We start from the raw sequence: 15,817 nt of genomic DNA, 5'->3' as shown, positions 1-15,817 counted from the left end.
CGGCGTCGGGGTGGGCCGAATGCCGTGGTGGGACAACATCCGCTATTTCTCCGGCACGCTGGTGGTCATCGGGCACGCGAGCGAGACCGTGCACACGGACGGCCTGCGGTGGCTGTGGCTGGCCACCTGGGCCCTGCGCGTGCCCGTCTTCGTCATGGTCGCCGGGTACTTCGCCAGCGGTGGTCCGGTGACCCCGCGTGAACTGCGACGGCTGACGGAGTCGATCGTGGTGCCCTACGTGGCCGTCAGCCTGCTGCACACACTTCAGACGTGGTACATGCACGGCGACGTGCACATCTGGCTGCTCCAGCCGGCCTGGGCGATGTGGTTTTTGCTGTCGCTCATCTTCTGGCGGCTGGTGCTGCCCTACGTGGTGATCCTGCGTCACCCGTTGCTCCTGGCCTGTGTGGTGGCGCTGCTGGTGGGCTACATCGCGGACTTCGGCCAGGACTACTCCGCCTCGCGGACGGTGACCTACTTCCCCTTCTTCATCCTGGGGTGGATGATCCGGCAGGGCTTCCTCCGGGACGTCCTGGACGCGCGCTGGAGCCGGTGGCCCGCGGTGGCGGTGCTGGTCCTCACCTTCGGGGCGGGCTGGGGGCTCCGGGACAAGGTGGCGAGGGGCTGGCTCGGGATGGCGGTCCCCTATGCGCAGAACGACCTGCCGGTCGACCTGATGTGGGGCTGGGCGGTCCGCGCCGCGGTCCTGCTGGCTGCCATGGTCATCGGGCTCAGTCTCATCCGGCTCGTGCCGCGCGGGAGGATCCCGGTGGTCTCCTACCTCGGATCGGGCGGCCTGTACATCTACCTCTTCCACCCCCTCTTGATCCGGGCCATGCGCCGCAGCATCGGGACGGACTGGGTCGGCCCCTGGCACGAGCAACTGGCCCTGGTCGTGATGGCCGTGCTGGCGACGGCGCTGCTGGCGTCCAAGCCCGTGCGCTGGCTGACCAGGCCGCTGATCCAGCCCAGGCTGGCGTGGCTGTTCACCGCGGAGGCGCGTGCGACCGGTGCGGCCAGGGCCCCCGAACAGGCGACGACCATGGTGGGGCCGCGCGAGCCCGTTCCCGGCGGGGCGCTGGTCCATTCCGGCGGCGGGGCGGGAGAGACCGGCCGCTAGCCGGACGGCCGATGTGCGCCGGGCCCGGCGGCACCGGGTCTTCGTTGCCGCGTGCGACAAGGAACTTCAGCAGACCGTCCACGCCGATCCCGTCGCGCGGCCCGGCGCTTCCGTCCCCGCCCCGCGTTGCAGGGGGATGTGCCGCCCGAGTCCGGCGAAGTGGGGAATCCGCAGGTCACGCCGACGGTTCCTCGACCTCGCTCCTGAACCGGTGATGGCCCGCCCGGTCGCCGTACTCCGGTGCCGTCGACGCGCAGGCGCCGGATTCGCCGTCGGCGTCCGGATCCCGGTGCGGGCCGCCCGCTGATTTCTTGCGTGCACACAGGCATAGCGGGCGGCCACCGCGGACGTCATCAAGGACAGCAAGCCCGCCGAGGAAGATCTCAGAGCAACTAGAGAAGGTGGCGATGGATGCCGAGGGCCAGGAAAACTTCAGGGATTTCGTGGAGAGCAGGTCGTCCGCGCTGCTGAAGACCGCCGTCCTGCTCAGCGGCGGTGACCGGCACGCGGCCGAGGACCTGCTGCAGAACGCGCTGATCAAGGCCGCGGGACGCTGGCACCGCATCGAGGAACCCGAGGCGTACGTACGGCAGATCCTCTACCGGCAGCAGGTGAGCCGCTGGCGGCTGAAGTGGCCGCGGCGCGAACTGAGCGTGGCCGAGCCGCTGGAGAGCGCCGTGCTCCATGGCGCCGACGACGGGCCCGGCGCGGCCGATCTGCGCATCGTCATGCGTGCCGCACTGGCCCGGCTCACCGCCCGTCAGCGCACCGTCCTGGTCCTGCGGTACTTCGAGGACCTTCCCGAGGCCGAGGTCGCCGGTCTGCTGGGCTGCTCGGTCGGTACGGTGCGGTCCACCACACACCGCTCCCTGGCCCGGCTGCGGGGCCTGGCCCCCGAACTGGCCGCACTCGGCTCCGCGGACGCCGAGCAGCAGTCGTCCCGTGACTTCTCGCCTGTGGAGGTGCGTCCGTGAACGTCGATGAGCTGGTGCGCGACTCGCTGCGCGAACAGGCCGCCGAACAGCCTGCGCTGGGGCCGGGCTTCGCCGAGCGGGTGCTGGCGGTCCGACGGCGTCGTCGGAAGCGGGCGCTGGCGTCCGTCGCAGCGGCCACCGCCGCCGTGGTCGCCTTCGCGGTGGGCGTCCCGCTCCTGGACGCCGGCAAGCACGACGCGCGCCTCGCGAACGTCTCCGCCCACCCGGACCAGACGCCGCCGCGCGACATGATCGCGGCGGGGGACGTCGCAATGGCCGCGTACTACACCTGGGACACCGCCAAGCAGGCCGACGGCCGTGAATTCGCCGTCCGCACCTACCGGCTCCTGGACCCGAAGACCGGCAGGTACGTGAAGACGACCAAGTGGGCCCGTGTCGCCGTCGCCCCAGGCATGCGGACCGCCGCCGTCCTGGAAAGGAACCTGCCCGCCAAGCGGGTCGGCCTGCTCAACATGCTCACCGGCGAGGTCGAGCGCTGGATCCCGGTCGACCACGGCGTCGCGAGCGTCGAGTTCTCGCCCGACGGCAGCAAGCTCGTCGCGACGACGTACAGCAAGAACCCCGACCTGGTGCTGCACAAGGTGCGCCGTGACGTCAACGGCGACGGCCACAGGGACTGGATTCGGCAAGACGACTCCCAGGAGGGCCACACCGGCTTCTACGTCATGGACGTGGCCTCCGGTAAGGGATCCTGGAGCAAGACCACCGTCGTCGACGCGCTCGGCACCCAGGACTTCTCCTTCAGCAGTGACGGCAAGCTGCTCTACTCCGGAACCACTTCGTCTCCTTTCCGGCAGTTCTACGACTTCGCGGGCAAGCAGGTCGCCGCGCCCGCGAACGACGCCTACATCCGGCGCAATGCGGCGGGGCTGTCCCCGGACGGCAAGTTCGTCGCGGACATTTACGTGGGCCCCCGCCCCGACAAGCAGGCCCGCTCCGCGCTCCGCGATCCCCTCACCGGCAAGATGGTCACCATGGTGCGCGGGTACCGGTTGCTCGCCTGGATCGACAGCAAGCGGCTGATCGCCTGGGACTACACATATGGCTCGAAGGATGTCCGTTTCGGGCTCGCGCTCGTCACGATCGGCAGCGACGAGGTCGTACCGCTGAGCGGTTTCAGCAAGGGGAGCGACAGTACGCTGGCCGTGGACTGGACGCCGGTCTTCGCCGAACGCTGATGAGGCGGCCCGCCGGCCGCTCGCTTCCGCCATGCCGCCTGCCTCCGGGACGTCGCGTCGTGCTGCCAAGATGGCGCGGACGCGTCGGAAATCAGGGGTGGGCATGGAGAACTGGGACTTCCGCGAGTGGCAAGCAGCCCTGGCCGCCCTCGACCCAAGGGCGGCGGCCCTGGTCGGCCTTGCGGCGGCCGAGCGCATGGCGGGGTGCCTGGGCGACGAGCGCTTCCGTCGCCACGGTGCCTCGGCGGCCGAGGTGGCGCGGGACCTGCTGCAGGAGTGCTGGTCCGGCGCCGTGGGTGGGGAGGGATCTGCGACGGCCCGGATACGGGACCTGGCCGGCCGGTTGGCCGGCCACTCCGCGGAGTACCAGACCCTCTCGATGACCGAGCTGTTCCACTCGTACGGGCCGTTCGCCGCCGACACGGACGAGGATCCCGACGACGAGGCCCCCGACCTGGACGAGTTCCTGGAGGAGGCGGAACCCGAGGGTGCGGTGATGATGCATATGGACGCGCTCACGGCGATAGCGGAGGCGGCTGCGGCCTGTGCCGCAGGCCCCTGGGACGGAGCCCTCCGGTGCCTCCAGGTCGCCGCCATGGCCGCGGACCAGCACGATCCCCGGCTGCCGGGACCGGGCGCCGAGACGCGGCGCCAGGCGGAGGACCTGGCGTTGGTCCGGGCGACGGAAGGCGCCGGGGCCTGGCCGCGGCACCTGGTGACGGAGCTCCGGACCCGCGCCCAGGCGGAGGCGGCGGGATGGCGACGGGCCACCGAGCGACTCGGCCTCCTTCACGCCTGAATCCGGAGCCTCGCCGCCTCCGCCCACCGGCCGGGCGATGGCGTCCTCGCTAGGCGCCCAGCAGTCGCGAGAGCTCCATCCCGGCCTCCTCGTACCCCGCGTCGGCGATCCGCTGCAGTTCGCGCAGGTCGCCCGCGGCGGCGGCGCGGCGGGTCAGCAGGAATCCCGCGTGCGGGGACCCCTCGTCCAGCAGTTTGCTCAGCTCCTCGATGTCCCCGGCGGCGTCGGCGAGGTCGGCCAGCCGGTCCAGGGCGCTCTCGTTCCCGGCGTCCGCCAGCTCGCGCAGGGTCTCGCGGTCGAAGTTCGTGTTCACCATGGCGCCAGGGTGCAACCCTGCCCCTGGGGCAGGGTCAAGTGCCACGATTGCGGGGTGATCACCATCGGTCAGCTCGCGGCGTACGTCGGAGTGTCGATCAAGACCATCCGCGTCTACCACGCCAAGGGGCTGCTTCCCGAGCCCGGCCGCGACGCCTCTGGCTACCGGCGCTACGGGGCGGACGACGTCGTCGCCCTCATCAAGATCCGGACGCTCGCCGAAGCCGGCGTCCCCCTGGCCCGCATCCAGGAACTGAGGGCGGCCGGCGAGGAGGAGTTCCGCCGGGCGCTCCACGGCATCGACGGCCGACTGGCCGAGCGGATCCGCGGACTGCAGGCCACCCGGGCGCGCCTGCGCGAGCTCGCCTCCGGGGAGGCGACGCTGCTGCCCGCCCGGGTCCGGGCGCATCTGGAGGACCTGCGGCGCTGGGGATTCACCCCCCGGTGGGCGGACCTCCAGCGGGACCTGTGGATCCTCGTCTTCGCCACCCACCCGGACCAGGCGGGGGCCCTCTTCCAGGACCAGGACGAGATGCTGTCCGAGCCCGCGCTGCGGCAGCTCTTCCTGCGGTACGACCATGCGTACGGCCTCGATCCCGGCGACCCCCGCCTCGACGACCTGGCGCAGCGGATCGTCGAGGCGACCCGGAGCCGCTACGGATCGAGCGCGCCCCCTGAAGTGGACATGGCCTCGGACATCCCCGCCCTCATCCAGAGCACGGTCAACGCCGCCTCCCCGGCCTGGCGGCGGCTGGACTCGCTGATCCGGGCGGGGCTCGGCGCGGCGCCGTGAGCCGCTCGAATGGCCCGGCGTCCCTGCGCGTCGGGATGGGGGCGGTGGCTGTAGGACCGCGGAGGGGTGCCCGCCCGCGCGGGTCGGGCACCCCTGGGGGTCAGCGGACGGTGACCTGGGTCGTGCCCGTGACGCCGCCGCTGGTCACCGTGATGGTCGCGGTGCCGGAGCGGTGGGCGGTCAGGGCGCCGGTGGACGGGTCCACCGAGGCGACCTTGGGGTCGCCCGACGTCCAGACGTGGGACGCGGGGTCCGCGATCGGGATGGTGAGCGGTGCGATGTTGTCGCCGGCGATCTGGTCGCCGGTCGCGGTCAGGGTGACGCGGTCGCCGCGGGCGATCGGGTCCGTGGGGCCCGTGACCTCGATCGAGGCCAGCGCGGGCTCGACGGTGTACTGCAGGTTGCCGTCGTCACCGATCCGGACGAGGCCGAAGTGGTAGATGCCGCCCTGGTCGGCCGGGGCGTAGGCCGGCATGCCGAGGTCCGCGAAGGTGAACTGCGGGATGCCGCCCTCGTCGGTGGTCACGCTCCGGCCCTCGGGGTCGAGGATCTGCTCGGCGAAGCCGCGGGCGTGCCCGTACATCATGATCACGTGCTGCTTGGGGTGCGTCTGCTGGTAGCGCTGCACCAGCCGCAGGTACATCCGCGCCTCCCAGCGGTCGGTGAACTGGCTGTTCGCGGCCGGATGCGGGTCGTACGCGGGCATGTGGGTGATGACCAGCACGTCCTTGGCGGTGGTGTCCGTCAGTTGCTGGACGAGCCACGGGTACTGCACGCCTTCGGGGTTCTGGAACGGGTCCGAGGACTGCAGGCTGCCGTGCGAGTTGTCGGTGACGATCATCCGCGCGGCGCCCTGGCCGTACGCGTAGTGGGTCTCACCGAAGGTGTCGCTGAAGTTGCCGTTCTCGGAGTCGGCGCCCTGGGTGATCTCGTGGTTGCCGACGATGTCGCGCTCGGGGATGCCGAGGGCGTCCATCTTGGACTTCGCGTACTGCAGGTCCGCCAGCTTGCCGTCGTCGGGCATGTCGCCGAGGAACTGGGCGGAGTCCGGGCGTGCCTGCGGGGTCAAGGTGGGCAGCCGCTCGGCTATGGAGTCCATCACGTTGCTGCTGACCGAACCCGGGTCGCTCGCGAGCATGTGCGCGTCGTCACCGGTGAGGATCGTGGTGCCGCGCTTGGCGAAGTCGGCGGAGTCCTCCTCGAAGGACAGCCACTTCGGGTTCTGCGGGATCGCGCGGTACTCGGGCACCGTGACCGGACGCGGCGAGTACAGGGCCTGCAGGCCCGCGACGTTGAGCGAACCGCTGTAGGCCGTGCTGGGGCTGATCGCCAGGAAGTCGATGAAGCTGATCGTCAGCGGGAACTGCATGCCCGCCGGCAGCTGCGCGACCGCCAGGTGCCAGTCCTTCCACGTCACGAACGTCGGGTACAGCGTGGTCGAGGTGCCGTTGACGCCGATGTACTTCTCGGCGAGCTCGATGCCGTTGCCGTCACCCTTGATCCACACGCCGATGGCGGTGGGGACCTGACCGTTGGCGGTGTCGGTCTTCAGGGTGACCTTCGGTGAGAGCACCAGCTGCTTGACACCGGAGCCGGCCGGCATCGAGTAGTCGAGCCGCAGGGACCCCGCCTCGGTGGAGCCCGGCGGGACGACGCCGGGGTCGGCGGTCAGGGTGGCGGGGTTGCCGGTGGTGTTGTTGCTGAGCCGCCACACGTCCAGGCTGGTGATCGGGTCGATGACCTTGCTGACCCGGCCCACGGCGACCGACGTGGTCGCGGTGGTGCCCGCGACCTGGGCGCTGACCTCGGCCAGACCGCCGTCGTCGGTGCTCGCCGTGAACAGGCCGTGCGCGTCGACGGTGCCCAGGTTCTCCGGGGTGACCTTCCATGTGGCCGCCTCGGCGGGGATCTGCACCGCGCCGCCGTCCTTGACGGTGCCGGACAGGGCGAGCTGCTGGGTGGCGCCGTTGTCCAGGTCGGCCTTGTCGGGCGAGACCGTGAGGGTCGAGAGCTTGCCAACGACCTCGAGCTTCTCCGAGGTGGAGGCGCGGCCGTTCGAGGCGATGATCCGGCCCGAGCCCGTGCGGTGCGGGGTGAGCTTGCCGTCCTCGTACGAGGCCAGCGACGCGGGCACGACGCGGACGTGGACCTGGCCGGCCGCCGGGTTCGCGAGCCGGTCGACGGAGTGCACCGGGAGCGGGACCGTGCCGCCGGCGACGGTGGTGACCTGCTCGCCGCCGTTCACCACGACCTTGACGGCCGGGCCTGCCTCCTCGGCGGTGGAGTAGAAGAAGATGCCGTTGGCGACCGGACGCTCCGTGTTGCCGGGCTGGTCGGAGGGCTTGTTGACGATCTCGGCCCGGTCGGCGCCGGGGGCGCGGCTGACCATGCCGGTGGAGCCGCCGCCGTCGAAGAGCATGGCGTCGTAGGCGCCGTGGGCGACCATGTAGCCGGCGGCCTGGTCACGGGTCACGCCGAAGGCGGTGGTGGCGCCGCCCTGGCCGTCGACGGCGATGACGATGGCGTGCTTGCCGTCCTTGGTGACGCCGACCGCGGTCTCCGGGTTGGCGCCGCTCGGCGGGGTGCCGGTCGGGTCCTTGTAGACCTGGCCGTCCTTCACCAGCGTGTCGACGCCGCTGATTAGCTGGGTGACATCGTTGTCAGGTGAGAGTCGGGTGGCGATGCCCACCGTGTCGCCCGCGTGCAGGGTGTCGGTCAGCCACTGCCCGCCGTCGCCGGCGCCGAGCAGACCGAGCCGGCCGTCGGCGAGGCGCGGCACGGTGGTGACGCCGGTCCGCACGTCGTCGACGACGAAGCCGCCGTCGGTGACGTGGCCGAGCACCAGGGTGGAGGCCTTGGGCAGGCCGGGGGTCTCGCCGAGGTCGGGGGTGACCTCGGTGATGCCGCCGGACGTCACGTCGTTCACCGTGTTCACCGAGGTGAGCGCACGGGTCGCGGAGCCGGCGGTGATCGTCCCGGAGAAGGTCTCCGGGCCCATGACCATGGTGCCGTCGGGCTTGACGCCCAACTGGGAGGCGAAGCCCGGCTTGGGGCTCTTCAGCAGGCGCCCGTCGGTCATGATGCCGCCGAGCGGACGGCCGCTGGCGTGGATCTCGAAGTAGTCGCCGTTGACGCCCGCCACCGCGTGGGTGCGGTGCGCCATCGACGACGGCGTCTCGTCGGCCGGGTTGGTGATGGTGCCACCGGCCTGGACCATGCCGACCCGGAGGTTCGGGTCGCCGAGGTCGGCGGAGAGCACCTGGACGTGCTGACGGCCGCCGACGGTGTCGTAGGTCTCGCTGTAGTGCTGCAGACCGCGCGTAACCGTCTCGGCGGGGGCCCGGGTGTGGTCCACCACGAGCGGCCAGTTCTGCGGAGTCTCCGGCAACCAGTCACGGTCGGGCGCGTGGCCCTGGAGGGCCTCCTCGCCCGCCGGTGCCGAGGCGGTGGCCACGGCCCCGCCCACGGCGCCGGTCAGTGCCAGCGCCAGCGCGGTGACAACGGCGGTCCGGCGTGCGCCGGTCCCCGGGGTCCTCTTCCCGCGAAGTGTCATGGAGTGTTCCTTATGGGTGATGTGCCGGCTGGTCGCCGGCCCCCGTCCACCCGACACCCGTTCGGCGACGCCCAGGTTTCCGGGTGTGGATCGGCGGGTGACCCGCAGGGGGTGCGGGGTTATGGATTCGGTCAAGTCGTCGCCGCTGAAGGGGTTCCGCCGGCCGCACCGCGCCGCTGCCGTGCCTGCGCGGACGTGCGGAACGCCCCGGCCGATGCTCGGCCGGGGCGTTGCGTGGGTCCCTCGGGTCAGGTGCGGGCGCCCGTCACCAGGGGGCGGGGCCCGGGGGCGCGACGACCGGGGGACGGTCGTCGCAGGTGATGGTGTTGGGCAGCTCCCACGCGCCCAGCCAGGGGCCCGTGGTGCCGCCGCCGTCGTTGCCGCCGAGGTCGGTCAGGGAGAACTCGGAGCCGGTGGCGGGGAAGTTGAAGGAGCCGCAGTTGTTGACGCCGACCGCGCCGACGTTGCGGGCGTCGACGTTCTCGAAGGACGCCGAGCCGGCGACCCTGGCGCTGACGACCGAGGTGCCGGTGCCGTCCACCCGGATGTCCTTGAAGTGCACGTTCGTGATCGAGTAGGTGTCCTTCACCGGCCAGTCGGCGACCAGCATGATCGCGTTGTAGGTGCTGTCGAGGAAGTGGTCGCCGGTCACGCGGATGTCGGCGTCGATGTTCCGCTCCAGGGCGTAGAACCAGATCGCGCCGAGGCCGATGTTCCAGTTCAGCTCGTACGTGCCGGCCCGCACCGTGGTGTTGCCGGTGATCCACAGGTGCCCGGTGAACGGCTGGGCGCCGAAGCGGGAGCCCACCTGGAGGGCGCTGCCCTCGCGGATGGGGTCGGCGATCAGGTTGCCGGAGACCGTGGTGTCGGTGCCGCCGTAGATCGCGATGCCGTTGGCGAGCACGGGCGTCTGCACGGTGTTGTGGTCGAAGGTGTTGCGGGCGTTGCCGGTCTTCTCCGACCACATCGCCAGCCCGTCGTCGCCGGAGTTGCGGACGAAGTTGTTGCGGACGATCGAATCCGTCACGCCGGTGTGGAAGTTGAGGCCGTCGGCGATCTGGTCGGTGATCACGTTGCCGGTGATCCGCAGGTTCGACATCGGGCCGTCGAACCACATGCCCACCTTGGTGTGGTGGATGTACAGGCCCTCGATGGTGGAGTCGCTCATCGCCCCGCCGACGCCGTTCACCTGGTCGGTGTCGATGCGTTCGCGGACGTCGCCCTCGATCGCGAAGCCCGACAGGTGGACGTCGCGGCTGCCGCCGTCCGCCGCGTCCTTGCCGTAGAAGCCGACGCCGGTGTGCACGGAGCCTCCCCCAGCCTCCGGCCGGGGGGACCCCCCTGGCGCCGGAGAGCCGAGCGCGACCTCCTTGCCCTTGATGATCGTGTACCAGCTGCCGGCGCCCTCGATCGTCACGTCGTCCACGACGATGTGCCGGTTGACCTGGTAGGTGCCCGGCGGGACGTAGACCTTCAGGTGCGCGCGGCGGGCGAAGGCGATCGCCTCGTCCAGGGCCTTGGCGGAGTCCCGGCGGCCGGTCGGGTCGGCGCCGAAGGCGAGGACGTTCGCCGCGAGGAGCGAGACGCGGGGCGGGGCGACCAGGTGGGAGTCGAGGAGGTCGACGGTCGTCGGGACGGCCCCGGAGCGCGCCGGGACGGTGAGCCGGATCCTGTCGCCCGCCTTGTACGTCCGGCCCAGCAGGAGGCGTTGCTCGTCGTAGAAGTGGTTCGGCCGGAAGGGCTTGGAGATCACCGGCGCCGGGGTGGTCGCGTTCGGCACGCAGCCGCACTCGGTGATCCACCAGTCGTCGTGGAGCAGCCCGGCCTGCGGGTCGTTGGAGAACGGGTACTGGTTGTAGAGCCAGGCGTACTGCGAGGTCAGGGTCATCGTCGTGCGGGCGTGGCCATTGACCGTCACGTCGAGCGGCGCGGTGATGCCGCCCCCGCCGGGCGCGTCCGGGACGCTGTACCGCACGGTGATCGCGTTGGCGGCGCTCGGCAGCGTGAACTCCACGTACTGGCCGCGCCGCAGGGTCACCGCCTTGCGCCCGGACGCCTCCGCGGGGAGCGTGTAGGCGGTCCGGTCCGGGCCGATGACCTCGCCGTCCGTGACGGCGTTCTCGGCCTCCTGCTCCACGAACCCGAGGTCCGCGCCACGGCCCTTGACCAGCGCCGGGTCCAGTGCCGCCCGCGTCACGACCGGCCGGGCCGCGTCCTTCGCCTTCGCGGTACCGGCCTGGGCCGCGGCACCGACCGGGCCGATGCCGACGCCGAGGCCGGCCGCCACCGCGACCACCGCCACGGCTCTTCGCCAGGCACTCCTGCTGCTCCGTGTCATCCCCAGCTCTTCTCTCGTAAGGCGCGACCGCCCGGGACGTTCGAGGCGGAGCGGACGTCGTGAGGTGAGGCGACAGTAAGGACCCGTCAGGCCGCTCCACAAGGCTCATGCGTGATGTTTTCGGCCTGATGATGGTCAAGTGCGTCTGTCTGTTTGTTTTTTGCGCTGCTTGCGCTACTCGTTGCGGAAGCGGACGACGTGGAGCGCCCCCCGGGCCGAGCGGTGCCAGGGGTTGGTGGGGGCGGCTTACCCGCCCGGCCAGGGCCGGGACAGGGGGACCCACTCCGGTCCGCGGTGGTGCAGCCACCACTCGCCGATGGTCCGGAACTTCTCCTCGAAGGCGGCGTCCTGGCTCATGAAGCCGGTGACGGGCGCCCGCAGGCGGGTGAGGCGGCCGTCCGCCTCGCGGATCACCACCCGCCGTACGCCCATGTTCGACTCGACCCAGATGCCCTGGACGTCCGCCCAACGGACCGTCCTGCGCCGCAGGTTGTGCACCACCGCGGCCGACGGGGTGAGCGTGACACCGAACCGCGCGGAACCGAGCAGACCCGCCGGCAGCGCGAGCCACACGCCCGCCGGGAACGCGAACCCGGCGCCGGACGAGTCGGGGAAGAGCAGCGGTTCGGCGATCGCCAGGGCCGTGACGAGGACGGCGGCGGGCACCAGCGGCATCACCCTCTGGTACCAGGTCAGCCGGAAACGGACGCGCTCCATCGAACTCCCCACCCCTTGTCGGCGCATGATCGCCGACGCAGCCTGGCCGAGCGCGGCGCCGCTGTCCACCCCGGCGGGGAGGTCAGTCCGCCGGGGCGGCCGCGGGGGGCGGTCCGGGCGCGTGGCGCAGCCCGTAGGCGATGAGGGGTTCGAGGGCGGCGAGGAGCTCGGTGCCCCGGTCGGAGGGGTGGTAGAGGATCTGCACGGGGGTGCTCGGGATGACCTCGCGGTCGATGAGGCCGAGGTGCTCCATCTCCTTGAGGCGTTGTGAGAGCAGCCGGTCGGAGATGCCCGGCACCATGCGGCGGTAGTCGGTGAAGCGCCGGGCGCCGCGGGCGGCGGCCAGCAGGACGGCGCCGGTCCAGCGGCGGCCGACCTGTTCGAGGACGGCCTGGAAGGCGGTGCAGGCCTCGGCGTCGATGTCGGGCTCGGTGGTCTCGCGGGAAGTCACTTACCCAAGATTAGCGGCTAACCCTCGCCTTTGCCGAAGGTCCCGGCCCCCCGACGCTGAAGCCATGGACACCATCGACCGTGCACAGCGGCTCCGCTTCGGGCTGAGCCTCGACCCGGACGCCGGCCGTCTGCCGGAGACGCTGGAGCTGGCCGCCGCCGCGGACGCCGCGGGGCTGGACCTGCTCGCCCTGCAGGACCACCCGTACCAGCCCGGGCACCTCGACGCGCTCACGCTGTCCGCCCTGGTCGCGGCCCGCACCTCGCGCATCTCCGTCTTCACCGACGTCGCGGACCTGCGGCTGCGGCCCCCGGTCATGCTGGCCAAGACCGCCGCGAGCCTGTCCGCGGCGTCCGGCGGCCGCTTCCAGCTCGGCGTGGGCGGCGGCGGCATACCGGAGGCGATCGGCTCGATGGGGGCGGCGCCGATGCCGCCCCGCGAGGTCGTGGCGTACACGGAGGAGTCGCTGCGGATCATGCGGACCGCGCTGGACGGCGGGCCCGTGCGGCACCGCGGCGACGTGCTGACGGTGCCCGGCTACCAGGCCGGCCCGGTGCCGCCGCGCCGGGTCGAGCTGTGGCTCGGCGGGCAGCGGCCGCGGATGCTGGCGGTCGCGGGCCGGGCGGCGGACGGCTGGATCTCGCCGCTGAACATCTACGTGCCGCCGCAGGAGGTGCCCGAGCGCCAGCACGCCGTCGACGAGGCGGCCCGCGCCGCCGGACGCGATCCCGCGCACGTCCGCCGCATCTACAACGTGATCGGTGTCATCGGCGGCTCCGGTGCCCCCGGCCTCAACGGGGACGTCGGCCGGTGGGCCGACACCCTCGCCGAGTGGGCGACCGTGCTGCGCTTCGACACCTTCGTCTTCTGGCCCGTCACAGCGCACCGGCAGCAACTGGAGGTCTTCGCCGGCGAGGTCGTGCCGGCCGTCCGCGAGCGGGTGGCCCGGTGACGCCCGGCCCCGGCCCCGGCACCGGCACCGACCCGGCCACCGCCTTCGCGGTGCCCGCCGCCCTGGCGGAGCGGACCGTGCTCCCCGGCGACCCCCGCTACCCGCTGCTGCGCTCCACTTACACCACCGTCGCCCGCCCCGCGGCCGTGGTCCTCGTCCGCGGGCCCGGCGACATCGCCGCCGCCCTTGCCGCGGCCCGTGCGCAGGGACTGCCCGTCGCCGTGCGCTCCGGCGGCCACGGGCTGTCCGGCCGGTCGTCCAACGACGGCGGGCTCGTCATCGACCTCTCCGGGCTCGACGAGGTCCGGGTCCTGGACCGGGCGGCCCGCCTGGTGCGGGTCGGTGCGGGCGCCCGCTGGGGCCGGGTGGCGTCCACGCTCGCGGCGCACGGGCTGGCCGTCAGCTCGGGCGACCACGGCAACGTGGCGGCCGGTGGCCTGGCCACCGCGGGCGGCATCGGCTGGCTCGCCCGTACGTACGGGCTGACCGTCGACCGGGTCCGCGCCGTCGAGCTCGTCCTGGCCGACGGGACCGCGCTGCGCGCCGACGCCACCCACCACCCGGACCTGTTCTGGGCGGTGCGGGGAGCGGGCGCGGGCGTGGGGATCGTGACCGCCTTCGAGATCGAGGCGATGGACCTGGGGGACATCGGCGTGGCCCAGCTGGTCTTCGAGGCCGACCGCGCGGGCGGCGCCCTCGCGCAGTGGGCGGCCGCGATGGCCGCCGCGCCGCGCGCGCTCACCTCCGCCGCCCACCTCCTGTCCAACGGTCCGGCCCTGGCGCTCTCCGTCACCGTCGCCGTGGCCGACGACGGCCCCGACCGCGTCCGTGAGGCACTCGGCCCCCTGGTGGCGGGGCGGTACCGCCCGCTCCAGGCGACCGCCCAGCTGGCCCCGTACACCGCGCTGGTCTCCACCGCCCACCAGCACGCCAACACCGGTCAGCAGCCCGTGGTGAGCACCAACTCGCTGCTGCCCGCGATGACCCGGGACGCCGCACGCGCCGTCATGGCGACCGCGGGCGACCGGCGCCGGCCGGCCTTCGTCCAGCTGCGCTCGCTCGGGGGCGCGATCAACGACGTCCCGGCCGACGCCACCGCCTACGCCCACCGCACCCAGCAGGTCCTGGCGCAGGGGAACCTCTTCCCGCCGCACGGGCCGGACGACCTGCACCGCCTGTGGACGCCGGTCCGTGAGCTCGGCAGCGGCAGTTACGTGAACTTCGAGAGCGGCACCGGCCCCGGCGTCTTCGACCGGGCCTACCCGGGCGCCACCGGCGCGCGGGTGCGCGAGCTGTGGCGGCGCCACGACCCGGACGGCGTCCTGCGCCCGCTCACCCCCGGCTGACCGGGCCCGGGCCGGACCGGCGGCGCTCCGCGAACGGCCCGCCCGGCCCGAAGGCCAGCGCCGCGAAGCGCCGGCCCATCCGCCGGTAGCCCGCGGCGTTGGGGTGCAGGTCGTCGGGCAGGTCGGCGACGTCGCCGGGCCCGAAGAGCCGGCGGCCGTCCAGGTAGTGCAGGTTGCGGTCGCCGGAGGCGGCCCGGGCGGCCACGATCCGGGCCAGCTCCGCGCGGATGACGGTGAGCGTGAGCGCGCCGCCGGGGACGTCCGCGGCAGAACCCATGGCCACCACCCGCGGGACGGGGGCCGACAGGTCGGGCGCGGTCGGGCCGGGGGTGGTCTCCACGACCGGGCAGCTGATGGGCGACACGACCAGCAGCGGGGTGTCCGGGTGCCCGTCGCGGACGGTGTCGAGGAAGCCGTGCACCGCCGGGCCGAAGGAGCGCAGCCGGAAAGCGTCCCGGTTCACGATGTTGATGCCCAGCTTGAGGCTGATCAGGTCGGCCGGCAGGTCCCGGATGGTCCGGGCGACGTACGGGTCGAGCATCGCGTTGCCGCCGAGCCCCAGGTTGAGCAGCTCGGCCCCGGCCAGGGCCGCGGCGAGCGCAGGCCAGGTGGCGGTCGGGGACTCCGCCGCGGCGCAGTGGCTGATGGAGCTGCCGTGGTGGACCCAGCGCCGCCGGCCGCTCGGGCGCGGCGGCAGCACCTCGGCGTCCGCCCACAGCCCGACCAGCTCGGTGCGGGTCTGCTGCGGCAGCCACAGCTCGACGTCCTTCTCGCCCCGGGGCAGGTCGTGGAACCGGACCCGCCCCGGCGCCCCCGGCTCGCGCCGGGAGGACTCGGCGAACAGGTCCGGCTTGTGGAGGACGTCCCCGGGCGGCGCGGGGGCGCTGCCGGTGCGCCTGCCGTCGACGACCAGGTCGACGACCCCGGCGGGCAGCGGCTCCGAGGTCCCCGCCAGCTGCCAGACCGAGGTCAGCAGTTCCAGCTCGACCACCCGGGCGGCGGTCCGGAACGCCAGCCGTACGCCGGAGGGCAGGGCGGTCATCTCGTCCATCAGGACGTCCGGGTACTGCGCCCGCGTCCACGCCGGGAGACGCCGCGGCAGCAGCCCGGCCCTCGTCCGTTCCAGGTCGAGCGCGCCGCGGATCTCCACCGGGCCCCCGGTCAGCGGGACCGCGTGCAGGGCGTGCGTCGCTGTTGTCACGTTTTCTCCCTGCCCGGGACCGGGCGTCGGCACACGGCCGCGCCATCGGATCCGGCATC

13 protein-coding genes are annotated in these 15,817 nt (G+C 72.8%); 7 read left to right on the top strand and 6 right to left on the bottom strand.

The genetic code is table 11. From position 1 onward, the window contains the following. The first annotated feature begins 19 nt into the window (after window positions 1-19). From PV410_RS36010 to PV410_RS35995, 4 genes are all read left to right on the top strand, one after another. Complete coding sequence (locus tag PV410_RS36010) at window positions 20-1,120, top strand: acyltransferase family protein (RefSeq protein WP_500330226.1); 1,101 nt, start codon at window positions 20-22, stop codon at window positions 1,118-1,120. 407 nt (window positions 1,121-1,527) lie between these two features. After that, a complete protein-coding gene (locus tag PV410_RS36005) occupies window positions 1,528-2,094 on the top strand; it encodes a SigE family RNA polymerase sigma factor (RefSeq protein WP_500330224.1) in 567 nt (188 codons plus the stop codon). Then, window positions 2,091-3,293, top strand: coding sequence for a WD40 repeat domain-containing protein (locus PV410_RS36000; protein ID WP_500330223.1), 1,203 nt, complete (start codon window positions 2,091-2,093; stop codon window positions 3,291-3,293). The genes PV410_RS36005 and PV410_RS36000 overlap by 4 nt, the downstream gene beginning before the upstream one ends. 103 nt (window positions 3,294-3,396) lie before the next feature. Continuing rightward, the gene (locus PV410_RS35995) at window positions 3,397-4,092 is read left to right on the top strand and encodes a hypothetical protein (RefSeq protein WP_500330222.1); all 696 of its coding nucleotides are present in this window, start codon (window positions 3,397-3,399) and stop codon (window positions 4,090-4,092) included. Between the two features lie 49 nt (window positions 4,093-4,141). Here PV410_RS35995 and PV410_RS35990 read toward each other — a convergent pair whose 3' ends face one another. After that, entirely contained in the window at window positions 4,142-4,408 is a 267-nt protein-coding gene (locus PV410_RS35990) for a hypothetical protein (protein ID WP_500330220.1), read from the bottom strand. Between the two features lie 54 nt (window positions 4,409-4,462). On the opposite strand from PV410_RS35990, the gene PV410_RS35985 reads away from it, so the two are divergent. Further along, window positions 4,463-5,200: a MerR family transcriptional regulator gene (locus PV410_RS35985; RefSeq protein ID WP_500330219.1), complete on the top strand. Its 738-nt coding sequence runs from the start codon at window positions 4,463-4,465 to the stop codon at window positions 5,198-5,200. A 100-nt stretch (window positions 5,201-5,300) separates the two neighbouring features. Here PV410_RS35985 and PV410_RS35980 read toward each other — a convergent pair whose 3' ends face one another. The 4 genes from PV410_RS35980 to PV410_RS35965 all read right to left on the bottom strand — a co-directional run bounded on the left by PV410_RS35980 (window position 5,301) and on the right by PV410_RS35965 (window position 12,259). Further along, window positions 5,301-8,753, bottom strand: a complete 3,453-nt coding sequence (locus PV410_RS35980) for a phosphodiester glycosidase family protein (RefSeq protein ID WP_500330217.1) — start codon at window positions 8,751-8,753, stop codon at window positions 5,301-5,303. A gap of 265 nt (window positions 8,754-9,018) precedes the next feature. After that, window positions 9,019-11,091 (bottom strand): glycosyl hydrolase family 28-related protein, encoded by a 2,073-nt coding sequence (locus tag PV410_RS35975; RefSeq protein WP_500330216.1) that lies wholly within the window; start codon window positions 11,089-11,091, stop codon window positions 9,019-9,021. 246 nt (window positions 11,092-11,337) lie between these two features. Next, the gene (locus tag PV410_RS35970; RefSeq protein ID WP_500330214.1) at window positions 11,338-11,808 is read right to left on the bottom strand and encodes a hypothetical protein; all 471 of its coding nucleotides are present in this window, start codon (window positions 11,806-11,808) and stop codon (window positions 11,338-11,340) included. 82 nt (window positions 11,809-11,890) lie between these two features. Further along, entirely contained in the window at window positions 11,891-12,259 is a 369-nt protein-coding gene (locus PV410_RS35965) for a winged helix-turn-helix transcriptional regulator (RefSeq protein ID WP_500330212.1), read from the bottom strand. Window positions 12,260-12,323: 64 nt separating this feature from the next. On the opposite strand from PV410_RS35965, the gene PV410_RS35960 reads away from it, so the two are divergent. Then, window positions 12,324-13,211: an LLM class flavin-dependent oxidoreductase gene (locus PV410_RS35960; protein ID WP_500330211.1), complete on the top strand. Its 888-nt coding sequence runs from the start codon at window positions 12,324-12,326 to the stop codon at window positions 13,209-13,211. Beyond that, a complete protein-coding gene (locus tag PV410_RS35955; RefSeq protein WP_500330210.1) occupies window positions 13,208-14,557 on the top strand; it encodes an FAD-binding oxidoreductase in 1,350 nt (449 codons plus the stop codon). Before PV410_RS35960 ends, PV410_RS35955 begins: the two co-directional genes overlap by 4 nt. Here PV410_RS35955 and PV410_RS35950 read toward each other — a convergent pair. Beyond that, complete coding sequence (locus PV410_RS35950) at window positions 14,544-15,758, bottom strand: GDSL-type esterase/lipase family protein (RefSeq protein ID WP_500330209.1); 1,215 nt, start codon at window positions 15,756-15,758, stop codon at window positions 14,544-14,546. The two genes, PV410_RS35955 and PV410_RS35950, sit on opposite strands and share 14 nt — an antisense overlap. Window positions 15,759-15,817 lie beyond the last annotated feature (59 nt).

Source organism: Streptomyces sp. PA03-5A, assembly GCF_033792725.1.
Classification (GTDB): domain Bacteria; phylum Actinomycetota; class Actinomycetes; order Streptomycetales; family Streptomycetaceae; genus Actinacidiphila.
The sequence above is the reverse complement of the archived record's forward strand: the minus strand, read 5'-3'. Positions and strand labels throughout refer to the sequence as shown.

What these genes read in the sequence shown, in the direction of transcription:
- PV410_RS36010 (WP_500330226.1), top strand. Translation starts at nt 20, where the DNA reads ATGCCGTGGTGGGACAACATCCGCTATTTCTCCGGCACGCTGGTGGTC.
- PV410_RS36005 (WP_500330224.1), top strand. Translation starts at nt 1,528, where the DNA reads ATGGATGCCGAGGGCCAGGAAAACTTCAGGGATTTCGTGGAGAGCAGG.
- PV410_RS35995 (WP_500330222.1), top strand. Translation starts at nt 3,397, where the DNA reads ATGGAGAACTGGGACTTCCGCGAGTGGCAAGCAGCCCTGGCCGCCCTC.
- PV410_RS35990 (WP_500330220.1), bottom strand. Translation starts at nt 4,408, where the DNA reads ATGGTGAACACGAACTTCGACCGCGAGACCCTGCGCGAGCTGGCGGAC.
- PV410_RS35980 (WP_500330217.1), bottom strand. Translation starts at nt 8,753, where the DNA reads ATGACACTTCGCGGGAAGAGGACCCCGGGGACCGGCGCACGCCGGACC.
- PV410_RS35975 (WP_500330216.1), bottom strand. Translation starts at nt 11,091, where the DNA reads ATGACACGGAGCAGCAGGAGTGCCTGGCGAAGAGCCGTGGCGGTGGTC.
- PV410_RS35970 (WP_500330214.1), bottom strand. Translation starts at nt 11,808, where the DNA reads ATGGAGCGCGTCCGTTTCCGGCTGACCTGGTACCAGAGGGTGATGCCG.
- PV410_RS35960 (WP_500330211.1), top strand. Translation starts at nt 12,324, where the DNA reads ATGGACACCATCGACCGTGCACAGCGGCTCCGCTTCGGGCTGAGCCTC.